At 56.9% G+C, this 24,545-nt stretch carries 19 protein-coding genes; 6 read left to right on the top strand and 13 right to left on the bottom strand.

The features are described from left to right. The first annotated feature begins 1 nt into the window (after position 1). Genes pseI through I6L49_RS02450 form a run of 3 tightly spaced genes read left to right on the top strand, consistent with a single transcriptional unit; the run spans position 2 to position 2,575 of the window. Positions 2-1,048, top strand: coding sequence for a pseudaminic acid synthase (gene pseI, locus I6L49_RS02460; protein ID WP_216950524.1), 1,047 nt, complete (start codon positions 2-4; stop codon positions 1,046-1,048). Beyond that, on the top strand, positions 1,041-2,333 hold the full coding sequence (locus I6L49_RS02455; RefSeq protein ID WP_216950523.1) for a motility associated factor glycosyltransferase family protein: 1,293 nt from the start codon (positions 1,041-1,043) through the stop codon (positions 2,331-2,333). The genes pseI and I6L49_RS02455 overlap by 8 nt, the downstream gene beginning before the upstream one ends. Beyond that, positions 2,330-2,575: a hypothetical protein gene (locus I6L49_RS02450; RefSeq protein ID WP_216950522.1), complete on the top strand. Its 246-nt coding sequence runs from the start codon at positions 2,330-2,332 to the stop codon at positions 2,573-2,575. The genes I6L49_RS02455 and I6L49_RS02450 overlap by 4 nt, the downstream gene beginning before the upstream one ends. A 177-nt stretch (positions 2,576-2,752) precedes the next feature. Here I6L49_RS02450 and I6L49_RS02445 read toward each other — a convergent pair whose 3' ends face one another. From I6L49_RS02445 to flaA, 7 genes are all read right to left on the bottom strand, one after another. Further along, positions 2,753-4,834: a 6-hydroxymethylpterin diphosphokinase MptE-like protein gene (locus tag I6L49_RS02445; RefSeq protein WP_216950521.1), complete on the bottom strand. Its 2,082-nt coding sequence runs from the start codon at positions 4,832-4,834 to the stop codon at positions 2,753-2,755. 6 nt (positions 4,835-4,840) lie between these two features. Then, positions 4,841-5,140 (bottom strand): hypothetical protein, encoded by a 300-nt coding sequence (locus tag I6L49_RS02440; RefSeq protein WP_216950520.1) that lies wholly within the window; start codon positions 5,138-5,140, stop codon positions 4,841-4,843. Next, entirely contained in the window at positions 5,137-5,559 is a 423-nt protein-coding gene (gene fliS / locus I6L49_RS02435) for a flagellar export chaperone FliS (protein WP_216950519.1), read from the bottom strand. The genes I6L49_RS02440 and fliS overlap by 4 nt, the downstream gene beginning before the upstream one ends. 25 nt (positions 5,560-5,584) lie before the next feature. Beyond that, entirely contained in the window at positions 5,585-6,994 is a 1,410-nt protein-coding gene (gene fliD, locus I6L49_RS02430) for a flagellar filament capping protein FliD (RefSeq protein ID WP_118853648.1), read from the bottom strand. Positions 6,995-7,021: 27 nt separating this feature from the next. Continuing rightward, entirely contained in the window at positions 7,022-7,462 is a 441-nt protein-coding gene (locus tag I6L49_RS02425) for a flagellar protein FlaG (protein WP_019446041.1), read from the bottom strand. A gap of 33 nt (positions 7,463-7,495) precedes the next feature. Beyond that, on the bottom strand, positions 7,496-8,407 hold the full coding sequence (flaB, locus tag I6L49_RS02420) for a flagellin B (RefSeq protein WP_019446042.1): 912 nt from the start codon (positions 8,405-8,407) through the stop codon (positions 7,496-7,498). A 583-nt stretch (positions 8,408-8,990) separates the two neighbouring features. After that, positions 8,991-9,905 (bottom strand): flagellin A, encoded by a 915-nt coding sequence (gene flaA, locus I6L49_RS02415; RefSeq protein WP_019446043.1) that lies wholly within the window; start codon positions 9,903-9,905, stop codon positions 8,991-8,993. 373 nt (positions 9,906-10,278) lie between these two features. On the opposite strand from flaA, the gene I6L49_RS02410 reads away from it, so the two are divergent. Together I6L49_RS02410 and I6L49_RS02405 are read left to right on the top strand one after the other, a co-directional pair. Next, a complete protein-coding gene (locus tag I6L49_RS02410) occupies positions 10,279-10,911 on the top strand; it encodes a trimeric intracellular cation channel family protein (RefSeq protein WP_005333975.1) in 633 nt (210 codons plus the stop codon). A gap of 100 nt (positions 10,912-11,011) precedes the next feature. Next, positions 11,012-11,404: a hypothetical protein gene (locus I6L49_RS02405; protein ID WP_005333978.1), complete on the top strand. Its 393-nt coding sequence runs from the start codon at positions 11,012-11,014 to the stop codon at positions 11,402-11,404. 75 nt (positions 11,405-11,479) lie between these two features. Here the strand turns inward: I6L49_RS02405 and thiI are convergent, their stop codons facing one another. Continuing rightward, complete coding sequence (gene thiI / locus I6L49_RS02400) at positions 11,480-12,928, bottom strand: tRNA uracil 4-sulfurtransferase ThiI (RefSeq protein ID WP_216950518.1); 1,449 nt, start codon at positions 12,926-12,928, stop codon at positions 11,480-11,482. A gap of 177 nt (positions 12,929-13,105) precedes the next feature. On the opposite strand from thiI, the gene I6L49_RS02395 reads away from it, so the two are divergent. Further along, positions 13,106-14,071 carry a hypothetical protein gene (locus I6L49_RS02395; RefSeq protein WP_042053187.1) on the top strand — a complete coding sequence of 322 codons (966 nt, stop codon included), beginning with the start codon at positions 13,106-13,108 and terminating at the stop codon, positions 14,069-14,071. A gap of 55 nt (positions 14,072-14,126) precedes the next feature. Here the strand turns inward: I6L49_RS02395 and I6L49_RS02390 are convergent, their stop codons facing one another. The 5 genes from I6L49_RS02390 to I6L49_RS02370 form a co-directional block, all read right to left on the bottom strand. Beyond that, the gene (locus I6L49_RS02390; protein ID WP_074042647.1) at positions 14,127-14,375 is read right to left on the bottom strand and encodes a hypothetical protein; all 249 of its coding nucleotides are present in this window, start codon (positions 14,373-14,375) and stop codon (positions 14,127-14,129) included. Between the two features lie 122 nt (positions 14,376-14,497). Then, on the bottom strand, positions 14,498-16,930 hold the full coding sequence (pbpC, locus tag I6L49_RS02385) for a penicillin-binding protein 1C (RefSeq protein ID WP_216950517.1): 2,433 nt from the start codon (positions 16,928-16,930) through the stop codon (positions 14,498-14,500). Next, complete coding sequence (locus I6L49_RS02380; protein WP_254127527.1) at positions 16,896-21,782, bottom strand: alpha-2-macroglobulin; 4,887 nt, start codon at positions 21,780-21,782, stop codon at positions 16,896-16,898. Before I6L49_RS02380 ends, pbpC begins: the two co-directional genes overlap by 35 nt. A 165-nt stretch (positions 21,783-21,947) precedes the next feature. Continuing rightward, positions 21,948-22,607 (bottom strand): DedA family protein, encoded by a 660-nt coding sequence (locus tag I6L49_RS02375; protein ID WP_005353037.1) that lies wholly within the window; start codon positions 22,605-22,607, stop codon positions 21,948-21,950. 215 nt (positions 22,608-22,822) lie between these two features. Next, a complete protein-coding gene (locus I6L49_RS02370; protein WP_005344666.1) occupies positions 22,823-24,511 on the bottom strand; it encodes an FAD-dependent oxidoreductase in 1,689 nt (562 codons plus the stop codon). Between the last annotated feature and the right edge of the window lie 34 nt (positions 24,512-24,545).

Here is a 24,545-nt window from a genome sequence, read left to right as displayed (position 1 = left end):
GATGCAGATCGATCATCGCTCCATCAACCAGGAACAGGCTCCCTATGTGATTGCCGAACTGTCGGCCAACCACAATGGCAATCTGGACCGCGCCCTGGCCATTATGACCGCCGCCAAAGCAGCGGGTGCCAGCGCCGTCAAGCTGCAAACCTACCGCCCGGATACCATCACCCTCAAAAGTGATCGACCGGAATTTCAGATCCACGGCGGTTTGTGGGATGGCCACAGCCTCTATGACCTTTATGAGTGGGCGCACACTCCCTGGGAGTGGCACCAGGCGCTGTTTGCCAAAGGGCGCGAGCTGGGGCTGACGGTCTTTAGCAGCCCGTTCGATTTCAGTGCGGTGGACTTGCTTGAATCACTGGACTGCCCGGCCTACAAAATCGCCTCCTTCGAGCTGGTGGATCTGCCCCTCATTCGCTACACCGCCCAGACCGGCAAGCCGCTTATCATGTCCACCGGCATGGCGGACGAGGCCGAGATCGCCGCCGCGGTCGAGATGGCACTCAAGCACGGCAACGGCCAGCTGGCGCTGCTGCACTGCGTCAGCGGCTATCCGGCGCCGGCGGCCGAATATAACCTGCGTACCATCCCCATGTTGCGCCAGCGCTTCGGGGTCGAGGTGGGGCTCTCCGATCACACCCTGGGGTCGGCCACAGCCATCGCCGCTACCGCGCTCGGGGCCACCCTTATCGAGAAACACTTCACCCTGGCCCGCGCCGACGGCGGGCCGGATTGCGCCTTCTCAATGGAACCGGCCGAACTCACCGAGCTGGTAACCTCGGTCAATACCGCCCATGCCGCCCTCGGAGTGGCCGATTACCATCTCACAGCCAGTGAACAGGGTAACCGCGCTTTTCGCCGCTCCCTCTATCTGGTCAAGGAGATGGCAGCTGGCGAGGTGCTCACCGCAGCGCATATCAAATCGGTGCGCCCCGCCCTCGGCCTGCCCCCGGCCGATTACGATCGGCTCATCGGCAAGCAGGTCAACCGCGACATGGCAGCCAATCAGCCTCTCAACTGGGATTGGATTGCACAAGATGAATGAAGATCTGCTGCGTCATCATCTGGCGATAATCGAACAGCGTTGGCCACAGCTTGCTGCCCACCTCACGGTGACACAGCTGGGCGATCTGCAGGTGGAGTTGTGTGAAGGCCTCAGCAGCACACTGCTGGTCAATGGCATCCAGCTCACCAGCCGGCACGATCGGGTGAAGGAGGCCGAACTGCAAGCGGCAACTCTTCCCGATGTACCCGTGCTGCACCTTTATGGCACCGGACTCGGCGATCTGCAGAAGGTGTTGCTGACACGCCCCCGGTTAGAAACCCTCCATGTCCATATCATGCACCACAATCTCTTCACTCTGGTGCTGGCCTTGCTCGAGCACGACGAGTGGCTGCAAGACCCCCGGGTAGAGCTGAGCCTCGCGGCCGATGAACAGGAGATTGTCCTCCCCTTCTTCGCCCTCCCCAGCGAACTGGAGCTGGCCGAAGATGCGGCCTGCCGCATTCGTGGTCGACTGGTGAGCGAAGTGATGGCGACTTACACCAAGCAACGCTTCGTCCCGGACTTGCCGCGCATTACCGGGCGACTGACCGAGAATCTTCCACTTGTGGGTGAAGATGGCGATGTTGCCACGCTTTTTGGCTCACACCCGGATGCTACTGCACTGGTCATCGCCAGCGGTCCCAGCCTGCAACACCACCTCCCTCGCCTTGCAGGCTTGTTGCAGCAACATCCCGAGTGGAAGGTACTCTGTGTCGATACTGCGCTCGCCCCTCTGCGACAATACGGCATCAGTGTGGATCTGGTCGTAACTATCGACGACGCTCTGACTCCGGATCGACTGGCAAGCCAAGGGCTCACTTCGGTTCCTCTGGTATATGCCCCCATGGTGCCCCATGAGACGCTCGCAAGTTGGCAAGGGCCGCGTTTTACCGCCTACTCCATCAGCCCCGTGTATGAGCAACTTCGTCATACTCATCCCAAAGGGTTACTCCATCAAGGAGGCAGCGTGCTCCATCCCACCGTCGATCTCGCCGTCAAGATGGGTTGTAGAGAGATCATTCTGCTCGGCTGTGACTTCGCCTTCCCCGGTGGCCAGACCCATACCGGCTGGGATGATGGTGCTTTGGGCCCTGTTGCCAGCCAGGCCCTCAGCTGGGTACTGGATGGCCATGGTCAGCGCGTCAGCACCAACCCCAATTTCACCACCTATCAGATCGAGCTTGAGCGCTATATGGCAAGCCATCCGGAAGTCAAATTCTGGAACAGCAGCCGCGACGGTGCGGCCCTGCTCGGCTGTGACTATCATCCGGAGCTGATGCCATGACCATCACAGAGCAGTGCATTGCACTGGCACACAATTTTCGCCTTGGCCTTCATGTTGAAAGTGCGCTGCAGCTACCGGGTCTGGTAGAGCAGGCCTTGCATGCTCTACCTCCGGAGCACCAAGGCGATGCCGTGACCATAGTGAGTGCCCTGCTGGCTTGCCAGGAGCGCCATGACTGGCTGGGATTGGCCGACTGGCTTGAAGTTGAGTTCGCGACTCTTCTTACAACGCCAGAGAAATAATAATGCTGAGCGGGTGAAACGAAAGGAATTTCATATGCGAGCATGATAAAAAACTTGCTCGCAGTAACACCCCAAACGCATGTCACGTTTGGGGCCACAGTTTCTAAATGATAGCTGATAAGTGATTTAGAACACCACATGTATAACGTGACAATAGATACACGTTATAATACACCACTACTTAAATATATTGAGACCTATAAAATAGGCTGTATCATGTCGTTCCAATGCTCCAGCATAAATATGTTTGGCATCAGTAAAAAACTGCTCCAATATAGTGATTGTAGAGTTTAACTTTTCTGTCAGCACATCATCAGAGTCATTGATATGAGCCATCATCAAACTGATGATATTGGCATAAAAATAATTTATTGATCCTATCAACACACGGTAAAGATGACTATCACGACTCATGAACAAATACAGCAGATAATCATGATGGCGTTGCATCATCGATTGAATTGCGTTGTGTTCACGAGGAACTGCCTTCCAATCATCAAGCAGTTTATTAACTACATCATTAAAAAACGGCACGTTAATGGCAGATTGGAAATCAATACTGGCTACATTAAATGGTTTGAAACAACGTGACAGCAAATCATCAATGAAGGCTCGCTTATTAAAATCTGGCCAAGTGGGGTTGATATGCTCAACCCGACGAGGTTCGGCACCAGCAACATAAGCACCATCACTACTATTGACACAACGTATTTCAGGATTATTTTCCAAAACCTGAGCCATATTGTGAATAGAGAGACCAAATAAATGATTGATACGGACTTCACCACCAAAGTTACCATGAGCTGGAAATGTCTCGTTCAGATCCTGATGGTATTTCGCCTCCTGTTTTTCATTATAATAAAGGCTCAAACTGGAGTGATGCTTATCCGCAAATTTATACCCATTGTCAATACCAAATAGATAGATATCCTTGAAGCCAAGCAACGCTGCGTAATTAAGACCGGTATTCCCAACAAATGGATTAGAATATTCAATTGAATCAAATTCAAACTGCTTACCAAAGTGAGTGGTCAGCAGTTTATACATGGGCTCATTGGGTTTAAATGCTAAACCGGTTTTGCGGAAAAATGTCTTGCACTCAGGATGAATCACATCCACGCTTAAAAAAACACTATCCTTGAGAAACTCCCCTGCATCCAAAATATGCAAAAAATCTGCTGAACTTTTGGTACGCTCAACAGCAACATAAATATCTGGCTTGACTCCAGCTTTATAAAGTGCACTGACTGCAGTGCCACAGGCAATGATAATAGCCTGACGTTGATGCTCTCGAATAAAATCAATGCTCTGATCTAACGATGGCCCGTTTCCAACAACAAATACAGGTATAGCCTCAGATGAGGATGTATCACGTTGGCGCAGAAGAAATGGTGTGCCATCTTGCAGATGACTATGGCTATGAGCTAGAGCAAAGACATTATCATCAAAAAAACCCCAACCCGTACGCAGCAGATAGAACTCATTTTCAACCTGGTTAATAAGCGAATGCAACTTTGGCGAATGATAATGGCAGAATGAGAAATATGCTGCAGACCAGAACGCCCCTTTACGATGAAGCGCTTCCATCATATCGGCTGCTAATAATTTCTCGTCAACCCCTATAAATAAATGCAAGCTTAATGACTCTTGCTCCATATAATCCAGCAAAGAGCACCAGTCAAAACAATATAAAGATGCATAAAACATATCAAGATCTGGTTCAAAGGCGAACAAATTCTTGACTTTGCATCGCTCGTATAAATAGCCCAGTTGATAACCCAAACCTATTCCATACATCAAGGATAATGGGATATCCATTGATAGTGCACTCTTGAGTGATAACCCTTCGAGCGTTGATTGTTGTTTAAGCTTGGATATTTCGTTGTTATATTTTATATGTATTTGGTCATCAAAATACCATTGTGGTGCAAAATTAATACATTGCAAAATACTTTGTTCAATTACTTCATCAATTTGTGATTCAGCATCTGCGAATGGATCGTCACCGTATAACGAAACTTGCTCATCAAGCCACAATATATTAGGGATACCATTTTCATTGCAAAAAAAACGGAATGGCCGTACTGGTTGATATGATTCAAAAAAATCATATATACTTGGCATGAATTTTTTAAAGGCATCCATGTTCATTGCAAAACGAACAGGCAATACCTCCAACATAGCAATTTCCTGTTGCTTTTGCCTCTCAAGGCGAACAAGTTCACTCTCGATATTTGTAATTTCTTGTTTAATATCCATGTATGCCTAACCTGCGTTCAGCTTGTACATATCAGATGCTCGACCTGCTTTTGAAAATTTCCACAAAGCTGCTTCTGTCTGATTCTTTGCATGTTCTATCAGCTCATGTAGCGTTTGAAACTGCACCAATGCTTGTTGGTGCCCCATGTCAAGAACCACATGTGGAGGGATATTCTGGAAAACAGCATCAAGGAGAATGAGATAATGGTCGATCAACTGTTCAGCCGTTTGCACATCCTCCTGTTCGAACAAGGTCAGTAACTCTTGACCTACTGCGATTAATTCTGGCAAACGGTTATTGCTCATTCGGTTCCGCCCACTTTTTGTTGAGCCAACGCCTTATCTCGCTCCTCGACAGGAATAGCATCCCAACCGCTTTTAACTGTCAGCATCAGATTCATAACCTCATCGACAGCTGTGATATCCATATCACGGCTGGCATCCATCATCCTAGCTTTCATGTAGTCATAAAGCGCAGAAAGGTCTTCGGGAACCTTACCATAAGAGAGATCAAGCGAATCTTGCAGCCCGTTGATAATGGCCATTGCTTTAGAGATAGAGTGGGATTTTTGCTCAAAATCTCGACGTTCGATAGCACCACGAGCCTGAGCCAAGCGCTCCAGGCAACCTTGCATCAAAAGTTGAATCACGCGGTAAGGATCGGCTACTGCCAATTCGGATTGCAGATTCTGGGTGGTATAGGCCTTTATATTTTTATGATACATATGAAACACCACTCATGACTTCACATTAACTATTGTTTGTATTTAGCATACTTAAATATGAGGCAGATTTATTCATCTTGGCCAACATAGCATCCAGACTTCCGTAACGGGCCCGCAAGGTCTCTTCATACTTGGTCAGCTGAGTGGCGACATCTGACTCCTTACGACCCACTTCGCGCAGATCGGAATTCAAAGAGTCTTCCCGTTTCGCCAACAAACCACCGGTCTTGGAGTAGGTTTCCAGCTGGCTGGCCAGCTGACCGGCGATCCCATCCTTACCGCCAAAAACTGCCACTACCTGATCGAAATTTTTGTCGATGGCCTCGTTGAACTTGGTATCATCGATAGACAATACCCCTTTGTTATCCATCTTTATGCCCATCTGAAAAATCGTTTTATAAGTAGAGGAGTTTTTCGAAGGCTCGGTGATGATGCCATTCATCATATTGACTACGGCACGCGTCGTTGCATCGCCCGCCAGAGCCCCACCATCATTCTTGCTCTTCCCTTCAACGATCGTATTACGCTTGCCGAGCTCATTGCTCTTCTTCACCAGCGCGTTGTAACCGTCGACAAAGCTTTTGACCATGTCCTTTATGCCAGCCTTGTCGGTGGTCACGTCAACCTTGTTAGAGCTGTAGGTCTTGACCGGATTACCGCTGGCATCGGTAGAGGTTGTGCTATCCGACTCCCGCAACACGGTCAGTTTAAGTCCGACAATGGTGCCATCGAAGGTATTGGATGAACTGGTCAGAGTATTTCCATCAACGGTGATCTTGGCATCTTGAGCATCTTGGCGCTTGGTCAGTTTGGATACGAGATTATCGGTCAGGTCGGTAGTACTGCCAGTGACCTGCAGGTCCTTGCCGCTGCCACTTACCCCGGAATCGATCATCAGCTTGGATTTACCATCGGAGGTATTGACTATATTGACGCTCAAACCGAAATTGTCGGCGTCATTGTTGATGCGTTTACGGATGGACTGTAGTGAATCCCCTGCTTTCACATCGACATCGAAGGTCTTGTCACCAGCCTTGAAGGTCAGCTTCCCATCCTCAGTGATAAGGGGAGTCGTCGATGAGTCGAAAGTACCGTCAAATTTACTGGTCTTCGCCAATTGTTCGACGCTGATATCATATTGCCCGTTGGAAGCCCCCGCCTTGCTCTCCACCTTGAGAACGGGTTTGTCCTTGTCCTGGGTAATATTAATCGAGCGTTTGTTGAACGCATCATCTTTGGACATGGCCTGAAGTGTCGTCACAAACGAGGCGATGGCCGACTTCAACTGTCCAACCCCGGAGAGAGTGATCTGGGCATTGGTCTTTTTGGTGGTGATGGGCTGCATCAGTTGCGCCTTCTTGGCATTGACGCTCGCGGCAATGACAGACTCCAAGTCCAGCTGTGAACCCGCACCAGCAGACGTAATCGTGGCCATTCTCACTCTCCTCGTAAAACTTGCGTATTAAATCTCTTTATCAAGCAATAATCCGACTCTTGAGCCACCACCTATAACATCAACTTCACGCAGATCCTTGAGCCGCTTGCTGATAGCCAGCAACTCTTCACTTGGGATCTGACGGATCATTGACTTGGTATTGGCGTCCATCACCTTGATAACAACTTGCTCGAGATCCTTTTCGACGCTGAAGTTGACGGTCCATCCCTGCAACTTGCTGAACTCCTGCAAGTTTTGTACCTCTTTTTCAATATCCTTATCTGAGACATCGGATTTGCGAACCTTCTCTTTGGCTCGCTCCTCTTGTTGTTTTTCCACATCCTGTGTCATCACCCGCTGCTCTTCCGCCATGCCAGATAGCACTTGAGCGGCCGATTGGCCGCTCTTGCTACTTGACTGAAGAGAAGAAGGAGTGACCGATGAGGGAATTCCAATGTCATTGGCCATATCGTCGCTCCTTTTCTATCTCATCACTACCCGTTAACCCAACAGGGACAGCGCAGATTGCGGTCTTTGGTTAGCTTGCGCCAGGATACTTGAAGCAGCCTGCTGCAGGATGTTCTGTTTGGTCAGGTTGGCGGTTTCTGTCGCAAAGTCCGCATCACGGATACGCGAACGTGCTGCACTCAAGTTCTCGGACACGTTGGACTGGTTGCGAATGGTCGAGTCGAAACGGTTCTGGACCGCACCAAGCTCTGCACGTTTGCTATCAACCGCCTTGATCATGTAGTCGAGGTTGGCCATAGCAGACTGGGCACCACTGGCTGTTTTGATACTGTTCATGTTGGCAACAGTTACAGCAGTTGTCGCAGCGGTTACCTTGTACGGCTCTTTACTACCAGTAGAACCGGCGGCGATGGTGGCACTGCCTTTTGATGCGCCAGCAATACCGCTAATGGTAAAGGCACTGGTCATCTTGAAGGTAATGGTCTGGGTAGCATCCGCACCGACCTGGAATGAGCCCTTATATTTACCGTCCAGCAACTTCTGACCACCGAACGTGGTATCACTGGAGATGCGATCGATCTCGGTTGTCAGTTGATCGTACTCTTGCTGCAATGCAACGCGGTCATCCGTATTGTTGGAACCGTTGGCTGATTGCTGCGCCAGAGTCCGCATCCGCTGCAACATGGAGGTTATTTCATCCATGGCCCCTTCTGCGGTCTGGGCTACAGAAATACCATCGTTTGCGTTGCGGTTACCCTGGTTCAAGCCGTTAACCTGTGAAGTCAAACGGTTGGAAATCTGCAAGCCAGCAGCATCGTCTTTGGCGGTGTTGATGCGAAGACCGGATGCCAATCTGGTATAGGAGGTATCCAGAGACTTGTTGGTATTCATCAAGTTACGCTGGGCGTTCAATGATGAAATGTTGGTGTTGATATACATGGCCATAAAATATTCTCCCGAAGAACATGCGACTGCAGGTTGCGTCGTCTAAACAACACGACGTCCCACCGTTTGAAGAGCAGGTTGAACATGCCTATCTCTTCTGGCGGGTGTCTGTTTGAACGAACAGGCCACCCGCAGTAGTGCAAACGTTGGATTCCGAACACCCCTCGATTGCTTCACTTTATTTAACGGCAGCGCAGATACAAGCTTTAGGAAAATTGTTGCCTAAAGCGGCAAGTTTTCTCCGGCAAGCGGCAACAGAACATCAATTGAGCAGCATCACCATGCAAATCACCGCTGATGATGACCTCGTTTACGGGATAAGATGCGTTGGCACGGTTCATGCTTTGAACTGATAGAGTGACGTCAATTTGGCGACACAATAAAAAGAGGCCGGTAAACCGGCCTAAAGATGAGCATATGCTCAGGAGAATATGACCAAGCGTGACAGAACTGAACAGCTGGACAACACTTGGCATTACTAGTAGAGATTATATCTCTCCCGATAGAACAGAGTGCGACCCGAACACCCCTTTGTTCCATCTCTTGATCAGGGCGGCCTGAACAACCGCCCTGTTTTCTTTTGTTAGCCTTGCAACAGTGACAGTGCAGACTGCGGGCGCTGGTTCGCCTGTGACAGAATGGTCGAGGCGGCTTGCTGCAGAATGTTCTGCTTGGTCAGGTTGGCGGTTTCAGTCGCAAAGTCAGCATCACGGATCCGTGAGCGGGCAGCACTAACGTTTTCGGAGACGTTCGCCTGATTGCGAATGGTTGAATCGAAGCGGTTTTGCACTGCACCCAATTCAGCTCGCTTGCTGTCTACAACTTTAATCATGTAGTCGAGGTTGGCCATAGCAGACTGGGCCGAACTCGCCAACTTGATGCTATTCATGTTTGCCACAGTCACTGCGCTGGTTGAGGCCGTTACTTTGAAAGGCTCTTTGCTACCAGTTGAACCGGCAGAGATTGTTGCATTGCCCTTGGCAGCCGAAGCCATACCTGCAATGGTAAACGCAGTGGTCATTCTGAAAGTAATGGTTTGAGCCGCATCAGCACCAACTTGGAAAGAGCCGACATAACCACCGTTAAGCAATTGCTTACCACCGAATGTGGTATCTTTTGCCACACGATCAATTTCGGTCATCAGCTGGTCATACTCTTGCTGCAACGCGGTACGGTCATCAGTGTTGTTGGAGCCGTTGGCTGATTGCTGAGCCAGGGTACGCATACGCTGCAGCATGGAGGTCACCTCATCCATTGCACCTTCCGCAGTTTGCGCTACCGAAATACCATCGTTGGCGTTGCGGTTACCCTGATTCAAACCGTTCACCTGAGACGTCAAACGGTTGGCGATTTGCAGACCCGCAGCATCATCTTTAGCGCTGTTGATACGCAAGCCAGATGCCAGTCGAGTGTAGGAAGTATCCAGTGATTTGGTCGTATTCATCAGGTTACGCTGCGCGTTGAGTGATGAAACGTTAGTGTTGATATAAAGGCCCATGACTATTCTCCTAAGCTATTAAATTTACTCTTCTATTTGCTCAGGCTTTATTATTTTCCGTGCCTGATGCGTCTTATTTAACGGCTCGTTTTTGGATGTCTTTAGCATTTTTTTCAACGCTTCATCGCATTAACGCCGCTTACCTTATATATCGGCGGGTCGGGGGGATACTTAAGGAAAAAATCGGGCCAAAACCAGTGACAGACTCAACCTTCTGAAGCTCGCCAACGGCAGGGAGCAAACGAGACACTACCGTTCGTGCTGCGAGAAAAAATCCGTCCCGACTCTCAATTTTGTCGAGCACTGTTGGCGATTGGGCTCACCAGCCCCTAAAATCGCTGCCCCATCAACAATTTGGCGTGAGTTGTTCTCCATGCAGACACTGGTTGAGCAGATTGTTTACATCAGCGACATGTTTGGTACTGCGGTATTCGCGTTTTCAGGGGTATTGGTGGCTGGCCGACTCAGAATGGACGGGTTTGGCGTCATGGTTTTGGCGGCGGTCACTGCCATCGGCGGCGGCACCATCCGTGACATGATCCTGGGAGCCACCCCCGTGTTCTGGGTGCGCGATCCCCTCTATATCTGGGTCGTCATTGCGACGGCGCTGATCGGTATGTGGATGGTCAAACTGCCCCGCAGAATGCCCTGGTATGTACTGCCGGTGGCGGATGCCTTCGGACTGGCCCTCTTTACCGTGATCGGTGCCCAGAAGGCCCTCAACTTCGGCACCCCGGGGCTGATTGCCGTGATCATGGGCACCATGACCGGGGTAGCCGGTGGCATGATCCGCGATGTACTGGCGCGGGAGGTGCCCATGGTGCTGCAAAAAGAGATCTATGCCACCGCCTGTATCCTCGGCGGCATTCTCTATACCCTGGCGCTGGAGGCGAACATGGACAGGGTAACGGCCATGCTCATCTGCATGACGGCCGTGTTTGGCCTGCGAGTAGCTGCTATCTACTGGCATCTTTCGCTACCGACCTTCTCCCTGCAACGCAATTGAGAGCAGGCCCACAGCGTCATCATGTCGCTGTGGGCCACGCGTTGAACCAAATAGGCTTTTCTGTTGTCATAGAAGCAGTCGTTGTTAGCCGGAACTTCTCATGCGCAAAATCGGTATGCTTACCACCCTTCTCCTGGCGAACGTGACGGCAGCCCACGCCGAAGCACAAGTGGTATTTGGACGACTGGCCTCGGCGCCGGTGCAGCAGTTCAACCAGCAGATACGCCAGGCAAGCCATCAACAGCAAAACTGGGTTAATGACTACCGTGAAGTAGCTCTGCGATTCGTCGGTCATGGTGACACGCCCAGCCGCATCCATGCCCAGCAGCTGGACAATGATCTGGTGCTCTCGGTCGCCCTCGACGGCAGCAAGAGCGACATGATCTACATCCTGACCCTCTATCGCAGCAACAACCTGTGGCAGATGCGGGAGGCGGAAATGGGCTGGCGTTGTCAGGGGCAAGACTCCTTTACTCCGGTTCCCTGTCCCTGATAGTCAGGGCTCACTCTGTGAAATAAAAAAATCCGGCACATTGGCCGGATTTTTTATAGGAGATTGAGCGTCAAATTACGGACGGTAAACTTTGACGTTGTCAAAGCCCTTCTCTTTCAGATAGAGCGCCTGCAGCTTGCTCATCACACCGCGATCGCAGTAGAGCAGATAGGTCTTCTCTTTGGGCAGATCGCCAAAGGCGGTGGCCAGCTTGAAGAAGGGGATATGCAGTACTTCACGACCTTCCACCACCAGCGGCTTCTCGTCGTGTTCGTCGGCAGAGCGGATATCCAGGATCACCTCGTCAGCGCCCAGCACCTGGGTGGTTTCCACCTCTTGCACTTCAGCGGCAGTCTCTTCGCCGATACGGCGGATATCGAGGTAACGGGCCTCGGAGACCACCTTGTCCAGAATGGCGAAGTCGAAGTTGCCCTCTTCCTCTTCAATGCGGGAGAGCTCGGCCTTCACGGTCGGCTTCTTGGAGATGACACCGCAATACTCCGGCATGGTCTCGGCAAATTCCAGGGTGCCGATACGGCGGGCTTCGTTGATGATATCCGGCTTGTCCCAAGTAATGAGCGGGCGCAGGATCACCTTGTCGGTCACCCGGTCGATCACGTTCAGGTTGGTGAGAGTCTGGCTGGAGACCTGACCCACACACTCACCGGTCACCAGCGCCGGGATCTGGAATTCATCGGCCACCTTGGCGGCTGCACGCATCATCATCCGCTTGAGCACCACACCCATCTGACCGTTGTCGATCTTCTCGAGGATCTCGGCAACCACCGGCTCGAAGTCCACCGCGGTGAAACGTACTCGGTGGGAGGAGCCGAAACGGTTCCACAGGTGATAGGCCACCTGCTTGACGCCGATCTCGTGAGCGGCGCCGCCCAGATTGAAGAAGCAGTAGTGCACACGGCAGCCGCGCTTGATGAACTGGAACGACGCCACGCCGGAGTCAAAACCGCCGGAGAGCAGGCTCAGCACATCTTCCTGGGTCGCGATGGGCATGCCGCTCAGGCCCTGATGGATGGCGCTGACGATAAAGAGCTCCTCACCGTCGATCTCGAGGTTGATCTTCACATCCGGGTTCTTGAGGCGCACACCATTGCTTTCGCAGTGCTGATTCAATCCACCGCCCACGTAACGCTCAACCTCGAGGGAGGAGAACTCATGCTTGCCGTGGCGCTTGGCGCGCACGCAGAAGGTTTTGCCCTTGAGCTGGTCGCCCCATACGGCTTTCACCTGCTCGAAGATGTCGTGCAGATCGGTAAACTTGCTGGCCTGAACCTCGAGGAAAGCCTGAATGCCCGGAATACAAGCCAGGGCTTCGATAGCCTGCTCGCGGAACTGGTCATTGCGGGAGCTCACAATCAGCTTGTCCCAATCCATCCGTACGCGGGCATCGTCGTCGAAGCGGCGCAGGACATTGCGGATATTGCCCTGCAGGATCTTGATAAAGCGCTGGCGAACCGACTTGCTCTTGATGGTGATTTCCGGGAACAGCTTGATAATGAACTTCATGGTAATGACTCGGGTGACCTTGATTTAAGGGCGCGAATTATATCAGAACTTTGTGGCCAGCGCCTACTGGATGAGCGTTTGCTCACATTACCCCACGCAGTGTTTGCCGTGCAGCGCCAATCTTGCGTATATTCCCGACCCTGCGCCTCGCCAGATTTTTGACAACAGACTGATCCGATGAAGACCTACATCTACTACCCCGGCATGGAGGTACGCGACGAGCTCTGGCTCAAATTTGCCCTGCTCTATCTGGAGCGGCTCGCCTTTGTCTTCACCGTCAGCGAAAAGAGCGGCCTCACCGCCCTGCTCGATACCCTTCAGCAGCAGACCGATCTGCTGGCCGAGCGGCCCGATGCCGCCTTCTTTGCCGCCATTACCCCGCAGCTGGAGAGCCAGATAAGCGGTCTGGTGGCCCCCGATTTCGTCCGCCACAAGGTGTTTGGCAACAAGGAGCTGATTGGTCGCTGGCGTCAGGAGGCCAACCACGACTGCTTCTGCCCGGAGCAGGCGGGGCTGGAGCGGCTGCACGGCTTTTGCCTGACTCACGGCTTTGCGACCCGGGATGAGGGTGGGATCAGAATGGCACGGCGCTTTGCCAATCTGCTCTCCATGCGTCTCGCCCGTGAGTGGGCACTCGCCAATGACGGGGCGCTTATTACCGATCACGACTATCTCGACCGACTGCTCCATTTGCTCGAATCCCGCTACCACAATCGCGGCGGTCAGGATTGCTTCCACCTCGAAATCCCGTTGCAAGTGCCCACTCACCTGGCCGATATTCCGTTTGCAGAGCTGATTGCCCTGCGCGGGCGCAGCGGCTTTCGCCAGCAGTTGGCCGAATTTCATCTGGCCCTCGACAACCTGCTCACCATGCTGGGTAGCGGCTATGCCGACCCGGCGGCACTGACCCGCTTTGAACAGGCTCAGCAAGGGCTCAATCAACTGCTCGGCCCCGAGACCCTCAGCATGCCACTCACCACCCTGGTCAGCACCAGCCTGCCCGCCGTGGCGATGCTCCACCAGTTAAAGGCGAGCCACCCCGAAAGCAACCTTATCTTCCATCCCATCAAGAAGAGCCACTTTCACCAGCGCAAGAGCCAGCACTTCTTCACCCGGCTCGGCCATCTGCGCCACCTGGGCTGAACCGATGGAATGAAAAAGGGGTTGGCATCTACCAACCCCTCTCGTTTTCTGCGGCCTACCAATCATCACCCCGGTGATTGGCCTGCTCTTGCGCCTGCCTGCGCGCCTCCATCGCCCTGTCACGGCGGATATTGGCAGGGGTACAGGCAAACTGTTTCTGATAGCAACGCGCAAAACTATCGGAAGCAGGTTCGAAAGGTGAATAGAACCCGGTACGTTCAGGAGAAACATGGTGATCACCATGATTGGTTGTGGCACAACCCGAACTCATCAGCACCAGCAAGGGACACAGAACACGCAGCAAAAGAGAACTCCCGATTGGATTTGAATGAACTCGTAATTATTCACAAATTAATTCATCCAATCAAATATTGATGCATTTCAAATAGTTAATTACATTCACCTCAATGGCTGTCGGCAAAACGATCAACGGGTGATGGTGCCGGCATCACTGTCAGGATGCACCACGCGAAACTCGATACGATCGCTGTTGCCCGCTTCATCCACCACCACCAGCTGATAACGACCCGCCACACTCAGCACCTGATCCCCGTCCCAGCGCAGTCGCTGGCCGTTGAGAAACCAAGCCGACTTGCCGACACCGCCCAGCACCTTGGGCTGCAACCGATAGCGCTGGCTGCGGATAAGGTTGCCCTCCCCCAGCGCCACGATGCGAATGGGGGCCTGCAGCTCGGCGCTCTGCCCCTCCCCTGCACAACTGCTGGCGAGCAGCGACTGCCGCCGCTCACCGGGGGACCGCCACGGCTCCAGCGACAATGGCCAGAGCGCCCGAAAACCGGATTGTGCCGCATCGGGGCAACAGGTCAGCGTCGGCTTGCCTTCGGCAGTGAGTGCAACTTGCCGCAGCGGCGAGGGCCAGTCCATGGGATCCGGCAAGGTGGGAGGATCGCGCCCTTCCAGCAACCAGGCGCTCTGGCGCTGCAAACAGGCTTCAGGCAGGGTCGCGTTCGCCTTGCGCCCCAGCGGCCAGCAGATCTCCGCTTCGCTCACCGTGTTGGGTTGTGCCGGCAGAGGGCTGTTGTCAGCCAGCCGCGAATAGACAGAGAGCAGCAGTGGCACTGCCGCACTCTGGCCGTAGAAACCGGGCATGGGGGTGCCATCGGGGCGCCCCAGCCAGACGCCGATGGTCCAGCGACCAGAGACCCCCATCGCCCAGCTGTCGCGATAGCCATAGCTGGTACCGGTCTTCCAGGCCAGCCGATTGACCCGGCCGGTCGCCTCACTGGCAAAAGGCTGATCCGCCCGCCCCTGTGCGCTCAATATTTGCCAGATGATCCAGGCCGATCCCGGACTCAGCAAGGGGCGCGACACCGCCTGCTGCCCCGCCAGCCAGACCGGCATCGCCACCTGCCCCTGCCGGGTCAGCGCACTGTAGAGCGCCACAAGCTGCTCGAGTCGAATCCCCGCCGCCCCCAGCGCTATGGCCGGATTGGGTTTGTCGGAGAGCGCCAGCCGCACTCCGGCGTTGTCGAGGCGGCTGACCAGTTTGTCGGGCCCGAGCGCCTCCAGCACCTGCACCGCCGGCACGTTGAGGGATTGCTGCAGCGCTTGGGCTAGCGTCACCGGCCCCTGAAAGGCGCCAGAAAAGTTGGCGGGGCGATAATCAGAGCCCAGCCTTGGCGCATCGGAGAGCAGGGAGGCCGAGTGCACCAACCCTTCATCCATAGCCAGACCGTAGATAAAGGGCTTGAGGGTGGAGCCGGGAGAGCGGATCGCCTGCACCATGTCAAGGTAACCGTGGCGGCGCAAATTGCCATACTCGGCGCTGCCCACATAGGCGCGCACCGCCATGGTTTTGTTGTCTACCAAGAGCAACGCCGCTGAGGTCTGCTCGGGGAAGCGGCGAATGTAGCTCGCCACCCGTCCCTCCAGCCAGCGCTGTAGATCCCCGTCGATGGTGGTGTGCACCAGCGCCCCGGTCTGATTATCAGCGGCGAGGCGGGCAAAGAGCGGCGCCTCCATCGGCGTGAAGTGACCGCGGGCCAGCACTGGCTCGATACGTCCCTCCAACCACACCGGCTCGGGCCAGACGCCCTGCGCCACAAGTCGCTGCATCACCTTGTCACGGGCGACGCGAGCCCGTTCGGGATGGCGGTCTGGCCGGTTGCGGCTGGGGGCCTGCGGCAGCACCGCCAGCAGCGCCGCCTCGGCATAGGTCAGCTTGGCCGCACTCTTACCGAGATAGGCAAAACTTGCCGCCTGCACCCCCTCCAGGTTGCCGCCAAACGGCGCCCGGTTGAGGTAGACGGTGAGCAGGGTGCGCTTGTCGTAGTGCCACTCCAGCTGCAGCGCGCGCGCCATCTGGCGCAACTTGCCGGGCACGCTCCGGTGGTAGGGCTCGATAAGGCGCGCCACCTGCATGGTGAGGGTCGAGCCGCCCGACACAGCCCGCCCATAGCGCAGCCACTGCCAGACCCCGCGCACCATGGCCACCGGATTGACTCCAGGATGACGCCAGAAGTAGCGATCCTCGTAGCCCAGCAGCGCCTCGATATAGCGGGGGGAGACCTGCTCCAGGGTCACCGGGTAGCGCCACACGCCGCTGGTATCGGCAAAGGCGCGCAGCGGCCGCCCTTTCATGTCGAGCACCACCCGTGCGTAGGCGGGGTCGAGTGGCGGCGGCGGGAAAATGCGATCCAGCGCCAGCAATGACAGGAGCAGTGCGACAACTCCCAGCACCGAAAAGCGCAGCCAGCGCGGCAGACCGCCAAGCCTGCGCCAGCCTGCGCGGCCACTGCGGCGAAGCCTCAGCCAACCACGCTGCCAAAAAGTGAGCGGGCGAACCCGCTCAAGGGAGGGTTTGTTACTCAGAGATACGCACCTCGTGGATATCCTCACCCACAGCCCGCAGTTCAGGCCGGTACATATCCTCCACCTGGGTCGGTGGCACCTGATAGCGACCCGGCGTCACCGCCCGCATCAGGTAGACCAGCTGCTGGTTGCTCCCCTCACTCAGATCCAGCGCCGCCGTATAGCGGTCGTCGCGAAACTCCTGATGCTTGAGATAGTCGTTCCATTCGCTCTGCCACGCCGGTTTCCCCTCAATGGAGAGCTCTTCGAGCTTGATGCTGTTGCCAAGGGCCGGGTTCTCCAGCTCGAAGCCTGCGGGCACCATCTCCACCAGCAGGGCATCGGGCACCGCGGATTCGCTGCTGACGTTGAGTCGCACCACCACCAGATCGCCCACCTTCACTTTGGCCGGGTCAAAACGCTGACCGTCGCTGTTGAACCAGCTGCGGGTCACACTCATCCCCTTGCTAATCCGTGCTGGCGCCTGTTCGGGGTAGCCGACCAGAGTGCGCTGCACATAGAGGGATCCCTTGCCCTCGTTGGTGACGGTGCTCGCCGCCAGTGCCTCGGGGGCACCCAGTTGCAACGGGGCTGAACCGCTCAGGGATTCACTGCCTGGGGATGAAGCGACCTTGGCCTGCCAATCGACGGCCGGATCGAAGCGGGCGAGTCGCAACAAGGCGAGCCGCTCTTGGGTGCTGAGCCACTGACGGTGAGCCAGGGTATCGGCCACCTTGGCGCTGAGGGCCGGCCAGCGCTCCGCAGCCAGCTTGTGCTGGCGCAGCAAGGAGAGCTCAAGGGCTTCATCGCGCAGCGGTGAGCCGTAATCACCCAGATAGTCATCCCCGCGCTCGGTCGCCAATGCCCGGCTGAGGGCCTTGGCGGCGTTCTGCTCATCCCCCATGGCCGAGAGCGCCAGCGAGAGGTGCAAGAGCGGCAAACCGGAGCGAGCGTGATCGGCCTGCTGCTCCCAGATAAGTCGCAAGGTAGCGAGCGGCGCCTTGCCCACCCGGGCCAGCACATAGGCGCTGTAGGCCTGATAGGTCAGCCGGCTGTGCTCGGGGGCACTGCTCCAGCGCTCACCGTACTGGCTGTCGGTGAGATAGCTTTGCAGCCGGTTCAAAGCCTGATTGAGCATCGCCTCCGGCACTGCGTCACCCGCCTCCTTGCGCGCCAGCAGATAGTCAGCGGCATAGGCGGTGAGCCACTGCTCCTCGTCGGAGCGACCATCCCACAGGCCAAAGCCACCGCTTGGCAGTTGCAACCGCTGCAGCCGCTGTAGCAGGGCGCGTTGCACATCCGCCTCGCTCGCCGCTTTCTTGCCCTCTGCGGGTTTGCGCCAGGCGGCCCGCTCATCGGCCGTGGTCAGCAAGTAGGGCCAGGCACGGGACAAGGTCTGCTCCAGACAGGCATAGGGGTAATCGGCCAGCGCCTGCCACTGGGCAGCCGGATCCCAGGGGGGAGTACCGGAGAGGCTGAGCAGCCCCTGCAGGTTGGCGCGATCCAGCCCGACCAGCTCAGCTGGCGCAAAGCTCATCTGCTGGCCGGGGGCCAGCATCTGGTAGCGCTGGCGAGTCTCGGCAGGCCAGGGGGAGCGCAGCGGCAAAGTCCAGTCGCGGCTGATGGCAAAATCCTTGCCGCTGGCCGCCAACTGCAGGCTCGCCACGCCGCTCGCCCCGGTCACGGTGAGCGGCAGGGTCAGCCAATGCTCCTCGCCATTTTTAAGGGACAGAGTGCCGGGCAGCTCGCCATTTGCCTTGAGTCCGCCATTGAGGGTCCAGGCAAGGGAGAGGGTCTGATCCTCGCCGCTCATGTTGCGCAGCTGCACCAGCGCCCGGGTCTCATCCCCTCTCGCACCAAAGCGCGGCCAGCCAATCTCGGCCACCAGCGGCGCCACTACCTTGACGGCGCGCTCGGCCTCACCGACTTGCTGTTCGTTCCAGGCCAGCGCCATCAGTGCCAGTTCGCCGTTGAAGTTGGGCAAATCGAGCGGGATCACCGCCTTGCCGCTCTCGTCAAAACTCACCTCGCCGCTCCAGAGGGCGGCTACTTCGACCCGGCTCTCCAGCGCGCCACCCTTTTTCAGCGGCGCCCGATCGCCCCCGTAGTTGAGGCGGGCCAGCTTGCCATCCTGCGGCGGGATCACCTGGCCGTAGTTGTCGAACAAATCTTGGGAGAAGCGCTTGCGACCAAAGAAGATCTCAAACGGATCGAGCGGCTGATAATCGCTGATATTGAGCACGCCCCGATCCACTGCGGCCAGTACCACACGGCCTTGGCTATTGGGGGTGGAGGTTGCGGTCACTTCCAGCCGGGTAAGCGGCACGGCTTTGTCCGGTGCGCTCAGGGTAAGCGGCAGACGGCGCGCTTCCCGGTCCAGGGTGAGCGGCACCAGTCCGACCGAGCGCAGGCTCTGCCCCTGCTGGCTGCTGACCGGTTTGGAGGCGCTGTCTGGCGCGGCGATCTGGGCCGAGATATGCAAGTCATGGCGCTGCCACTCGGGACTGACCGGGAACTCGAACTCGCCGCGGGCATCCTTGGCATCGCCAGCGCCCCCCTTGAGCTCGATGCGCTGCCACCAGCGCAGACCGTCGCCATCTTCCACCAGCAGCAAGCCCTTACCGGGGCGCGGGGCTACCAGCGTCACTTTGGCCTTGTCGCCCGCCTGATAAGCGCGCTTGTCGAGGGTGATGGCAATCTTGTCGGGCCGTGCCTGCTCGCCACCGCCGCCCCAAGCGTAACTGCCTATTTCCACCCGCAGGCTGGATTGATGGCCCTGACTGTTCTCCACCTCCAATCGATACCAGCCCGCGGCGAGTTGCAAGCTTAGGGGGGTCGGCCCCTTGCCATCCAGCTGCAGGGTCTGCTCCTGCTCCAGATAAGGCTGGCTGTTGAACTCGTACTTCCACCCCTCGCCATCGGCGTAGTGCCAGTAGTAGTCGCGGTACTCGTTGATAAGGCGCACCTTCACCGCCCCCGCCACCGGTTGACCTTGCTCATCGAGGTTGAGGATCTGGAAGGGGAGCGGCTTGCCCCCTTCCACCCGATCCGCCACGAAATCGGCCTTGAGTGCCGGCCACTGGCTGCCCGCAGGCCAGCCATACTGGGTGCGGCTGCGATTGACGGCGCGGCCACCGGGCTCGGAGAGCGACACCCGATAGGCCACCTCCAGCGGCCCGAGGGCTCGCACCCCATCGAGCTCATCAGCAAGCGAAAAAGTCCCCTGCCCCTGTTCATTGAGGGTGAGACTGCGCGCCTCGAGATCCTTGGCCTGCTCGGCTAGCAGCACGTCACCCAGCGTGAACTCCTGCCACTGGGTAAAGGGCATGGTGGCGCGGCTGATTTTTACCTCCGCCTTGGCCTTGGTGGCGCTCGCAGGCGCACCGTAGAGATAGTCCCCTTGCAACGGCAGGGTGAGGGAGGCGCCCAGATCCGTCACTTCACCATCCGGCCCCTTGCCGAGCTGCAGTTTGAGCCGCTCCGGCAAAAACTCCTCCACCAAAAAGGGCCACTCGAAGCGACTACCAGCGGCGGTCTTGAGGTTGATGGTCCAGCGCCCGAGCGGCGCATCGTCCGGCAGGCGCAGACCGTAGTGGGCCGCGCCCAAATTGTCCGGTAGCAGCCGTTTCTGCTCGAGCAGCTGGCCGTCCGGCTGTTTCACCTCCAGCTCCACCGCCATCCCCGGCAGCAACTGGCCATCCTGCCCCTTGAGCAGGATCTCGCTGTCGAGCCGCTCGCCGGGGCGATAGAGATCGCGCCCGCTGAACAGATAGAGCTGCTGAGCCTGCCAGGGCTGGGTGCCGAGATCGAAGGTGGAGAGATCGAGTGCCGCCCCATCGAGGCGCAGCACCGCCAGATGGTTGCCCTGTTCGGCCAGCAGCAAGCGAGCCCCCTGCACCTGATCGAAGCGGCGATGGCCCTGCGGATCGGTGGTTTGCACCTGCAGCCGGTTGCCCTTCTCGTCGAGCAGGGAGAGCTGCACATCCTTGAGCGTGTCGGCGCTGGCCAGGGAGCTCACGAACACCTCCAGCTGATCGCGGTAACGGCGGGCACTGAGCCCCATGTCGCTCACCGCAAAATAGGTGGTCTCCTTGCGCCAGTCGTAGTTGCCAAGGGGCGACATCACCGCAAAGTAGACGCCAGCCTCAGCCAGCTGCGGCTCCTTCACATTGATAAGGCGGGTCTCGCGCCGGTTGGCATCGAGCTCCAGCGCATAGCGGCCACTGAATACCCGCTTGGCCCGCTTGGTGATCTGCTCAAGCTCCCAGTTCCCCATGCCGGCACCGGGGCGATATTCCGCAAGAAAACGGGGCAGATATTCCGCATCGACCCGAAAGAAATCGATATTGACCTCGTCCACGTTGACAGCGCTGATGGGCAGGCGCAGCTCGTCGCGCAGCGGCAATACCATGCCGCTGGCGGTAAACGAAGCACCCGCCTCCAGCGGCCGGGTTTTGAGGGTCCAGCTCTGGGGAGATGGGCCCAGCCCAGCCTTGAGGCTCACCTCGTAGCTCTTGTCGGGCTGAACGTTCGGGAAATAGAGGGTCCGGCCATCGTCGGCCAGGATCCACTCCCCCTGCACCTGCTTGCCCCCCTCACTGACCCCGAGCCAGCTCTGCCAATTGGCCTTGGGCGCCAAGGAGCCGGAGAAGACCAGCGCCAGCGCTGGCGCATCGCGGTATTGGCGGGCATTGGCCTGCACTACAGAAGTTGGCGCCCCGGCCTCCTGCTGCGCAGTGGATTCTGTGTTCGATATTTGGCTGGCGGGCTTGTCAGGGCCACAACCAGCCAGCAGCAAACCTGTCAGCCCGGATAGCAGCAGGGCCGAGCAGCGGCGGCGCAGAGCGCCGGTTCCGGCGGTAGAGCGGTGAGAAGCAGAGGGAGAGTCGAAGAGGCGCATAGGTTCCATCCCGAGTTGGAGCGCTGCAAACGCAGCGTGGCTGGAAACAGGATAAGGCATCCTGCTCACCCGACACAAAGCTCATTACCCGAATGGGCACAATTCCGCCCCCCTGCAGCACGAGCCCCCCCTTGCCCACTGATCCAGTGCGGCAAGGGTTGTCATCTAGTCATGGCTGGTCTCATTTTTCGCTCCGCCTTTGAACCAGCGAAACAGGATGGCCATGACGGCCGCCAGAAACAGCACCAGCGAGGTAATCAGCAGGGCCCGGGTCAACAGTTCGCTATGGTGGAGGAAGAAGGGGGTATTCATCGCCAGCTTGCCCACCAAACTGAGGCAGAGCGCCCACATAAAGGCACTGGCAAAGCTGGCCACGCACATCCGCAGCACGCTCAGGCGGCCAATCCCCATCAACATGGGGGTCAGCACCCGCACGAACGGGATAAAACGGGAGGAGAACATCGCCAGAAAACCGTACTTTTTCAGCAGCCGGGTCGCCTTGGGCAGGCTGTCGGGAGGCAACATCCGTTCGATATGATCCATAAAGCGGGTGCGCTGCAGTGCCCGTCCCTGCCAGTAGGCGAGCACAGAACCTATGCCAGCAGCCAACGGCAGATAGACAAGAGTCACTTCGGGGCCAAACACCCCCATGCCCACCAACCCACCGGCCAGCAGTACCAGGCTGTCCCCCGGCAGGGGCAGGAAGACGAATGCGGACTCCAGCAGCAGTACCAGCATCAGGCAACTGATCAGCAGGGGTACCGCCTGCATCTGAACCAGGGCGTCAAAATCCTGATGCCAAATGGCCATCAGCATATCCAGCATGTCACTCTCCCTACTACACGGTTCATCATGAACGAGGCAGGGGTTATAGCACCCATCCCCTGAACAAAACGTTAATTTTGTCCGGCACAGGAAATAAAGTGTGTCGAAATATTGCAGTAACCAGGGGAATGCAAGAAGGGCGAAAAGCAGAAACAAAAAGCCCCTCATCTTGCACGCACAAGGGAGAGGGGCAAACAGGCACAGAAATAAAACGGTTACTCGGCGGTGGCCATCTGCCAGGTTTTGAAGCCGCCGGAGAGATTCTTCACTTTAAAGCCGTGCTGGCTCAGCAAGCGGCAGGCGACATGGCCGCGCAGCCCGACCTGACAGCTGATCAGCAGCTCTTTCTCTTTGGGCAACTCATGGAGGCGACCACGCAACTCGTCAAGGGGGATATGCAGCGCCCCCGGAATGCGGCCCAGCTTGTCAAGCTCCGGGCCATTGCGCACATCCACCACCAGCTGATGGGGGTTACGAGCCTGCACCTCGGCCACGTGGCAGAGCAGGGTGTCCCCCTTCAGGTGGTTGCTTGCCACGAAGCCGGCCATATTGATCACATCCTTGGCCGAGCCGAACGGCGGCGCATAGGTGAGCTCCAGATCCTGCAGGTCAAACACGGTGAGACCGGCACGCTGGGCCACCGCCAGCACGTCGATGCGCTTGTCGATGCCATCCTTGCCGATGGCCTGGGCGCCATAAATCTTGCCATCCGGGGCAAACAGCAGCTTGAGGCTGACCGGATGAGCACCGGGGTAGTAACCGGCGTGGCTGCCCGGGTGGACATAGACCTTCTCGAACGGCAATCCCAGCTGCACCAGTCGCTTCTCGTTGAGGCCGGTGCTGGCCACTGCCAGATCGAACAGCTTGCAGATGGCGGTCCCTTGCGTCTTCTTGTAGGTTTCGCTTCTGCCCAGCATGTTGTCGGCAGCGATGCGCCCCTGCCGGTTGGCCGGGCCCGCCAGCGGGATCAGCACAGATTCGCCGGTGACGAAGTCAATCTCTTCCACCGCATCCCCCACCGCATAGATGAAGGGATCCGAGGTACGCATCCCGGCATCCACCTTGATGCCGCCCCGCGGGCCCAGCTCTAGCCCCGCTTTGGCGGCGAGCAGAGTTTCCGGCTTGACGCCGATGGCGAGGATCAAGAGACCGGTATCAAGATGGGAGCCGTCATTAAGGGTCAGGCGCAGGCCACCACTTTTGGCGGTCGGTACGGCGGAAGTCTTCTCGGCTGGCAGATCCAGACTCTCGATGGCGGTGAGGCCGGTGCGCAGACGCAGATCGATCCCCTCTTCCCGGATGCGGGCATGGAGCATGTTGGCCATCTCCTTGTCCACCGGCGCCATCACCTGATCGGCCAGCTCCAGCAATGTGACATCCAGCTTGCGCTGGTGCAGCGCCTCCATCATCTCCAGCCCGATAAAGCCGCCGCCCACCACAGTGACGTGGCGCGGCTGATCGTGATGCAGAGCCGCCAGAATGCGATCCATGTCCGGGATGTTGCGCAGGGTATAAACATGGGGGCTGTCGATACCGGGGAAGGGAGGACGGATCGGCGCCGCCCCCGGGCTCAGCAGCAGCACATCGTAATGCTCGCGCTGCTCTTCACCGGTTTGCAGGTTGCGCACCAGCAAGGTCTTGCCCGCCTTGTCTATCTCAATCACATCGTGGAAGACCCGCACATCGACGTTGAAACGGCGCTTGAAACTCTGGGGAGTCTGCAGCAGCAAGGCATCCCGGTCGGGGATATCGCCCCCGATGTGATAGGGCAGACCGCAGTTGGCGAAGCTGACAAACTCGCCCCGCTCGAACATCACGATCTCTGCCTCTTCACTCAAACGACGAGCACGAGCCGCCGCCGATGCGCCCCCCGCGACACCACCGATAATCAGGATCCGTTTCATCTGCAAGACTCCTCATACATGATAATGGGCAATA

Source organism: Aeromonas sp. FDAARGOS 1419 (assembly GCF_019047045.1).
Lineage (GTDB): Bacteria > Pseudomonadota > Gammaproteobacteria > Enterobacterales > Aeromonadaceae > Aeromonas > Aeromonas veronii.
The sequence above is the reverse complement of the archived record's forward strand: the minus strand, read 5'-3'. Positions and strand labels throughout refer to the sequence as shown.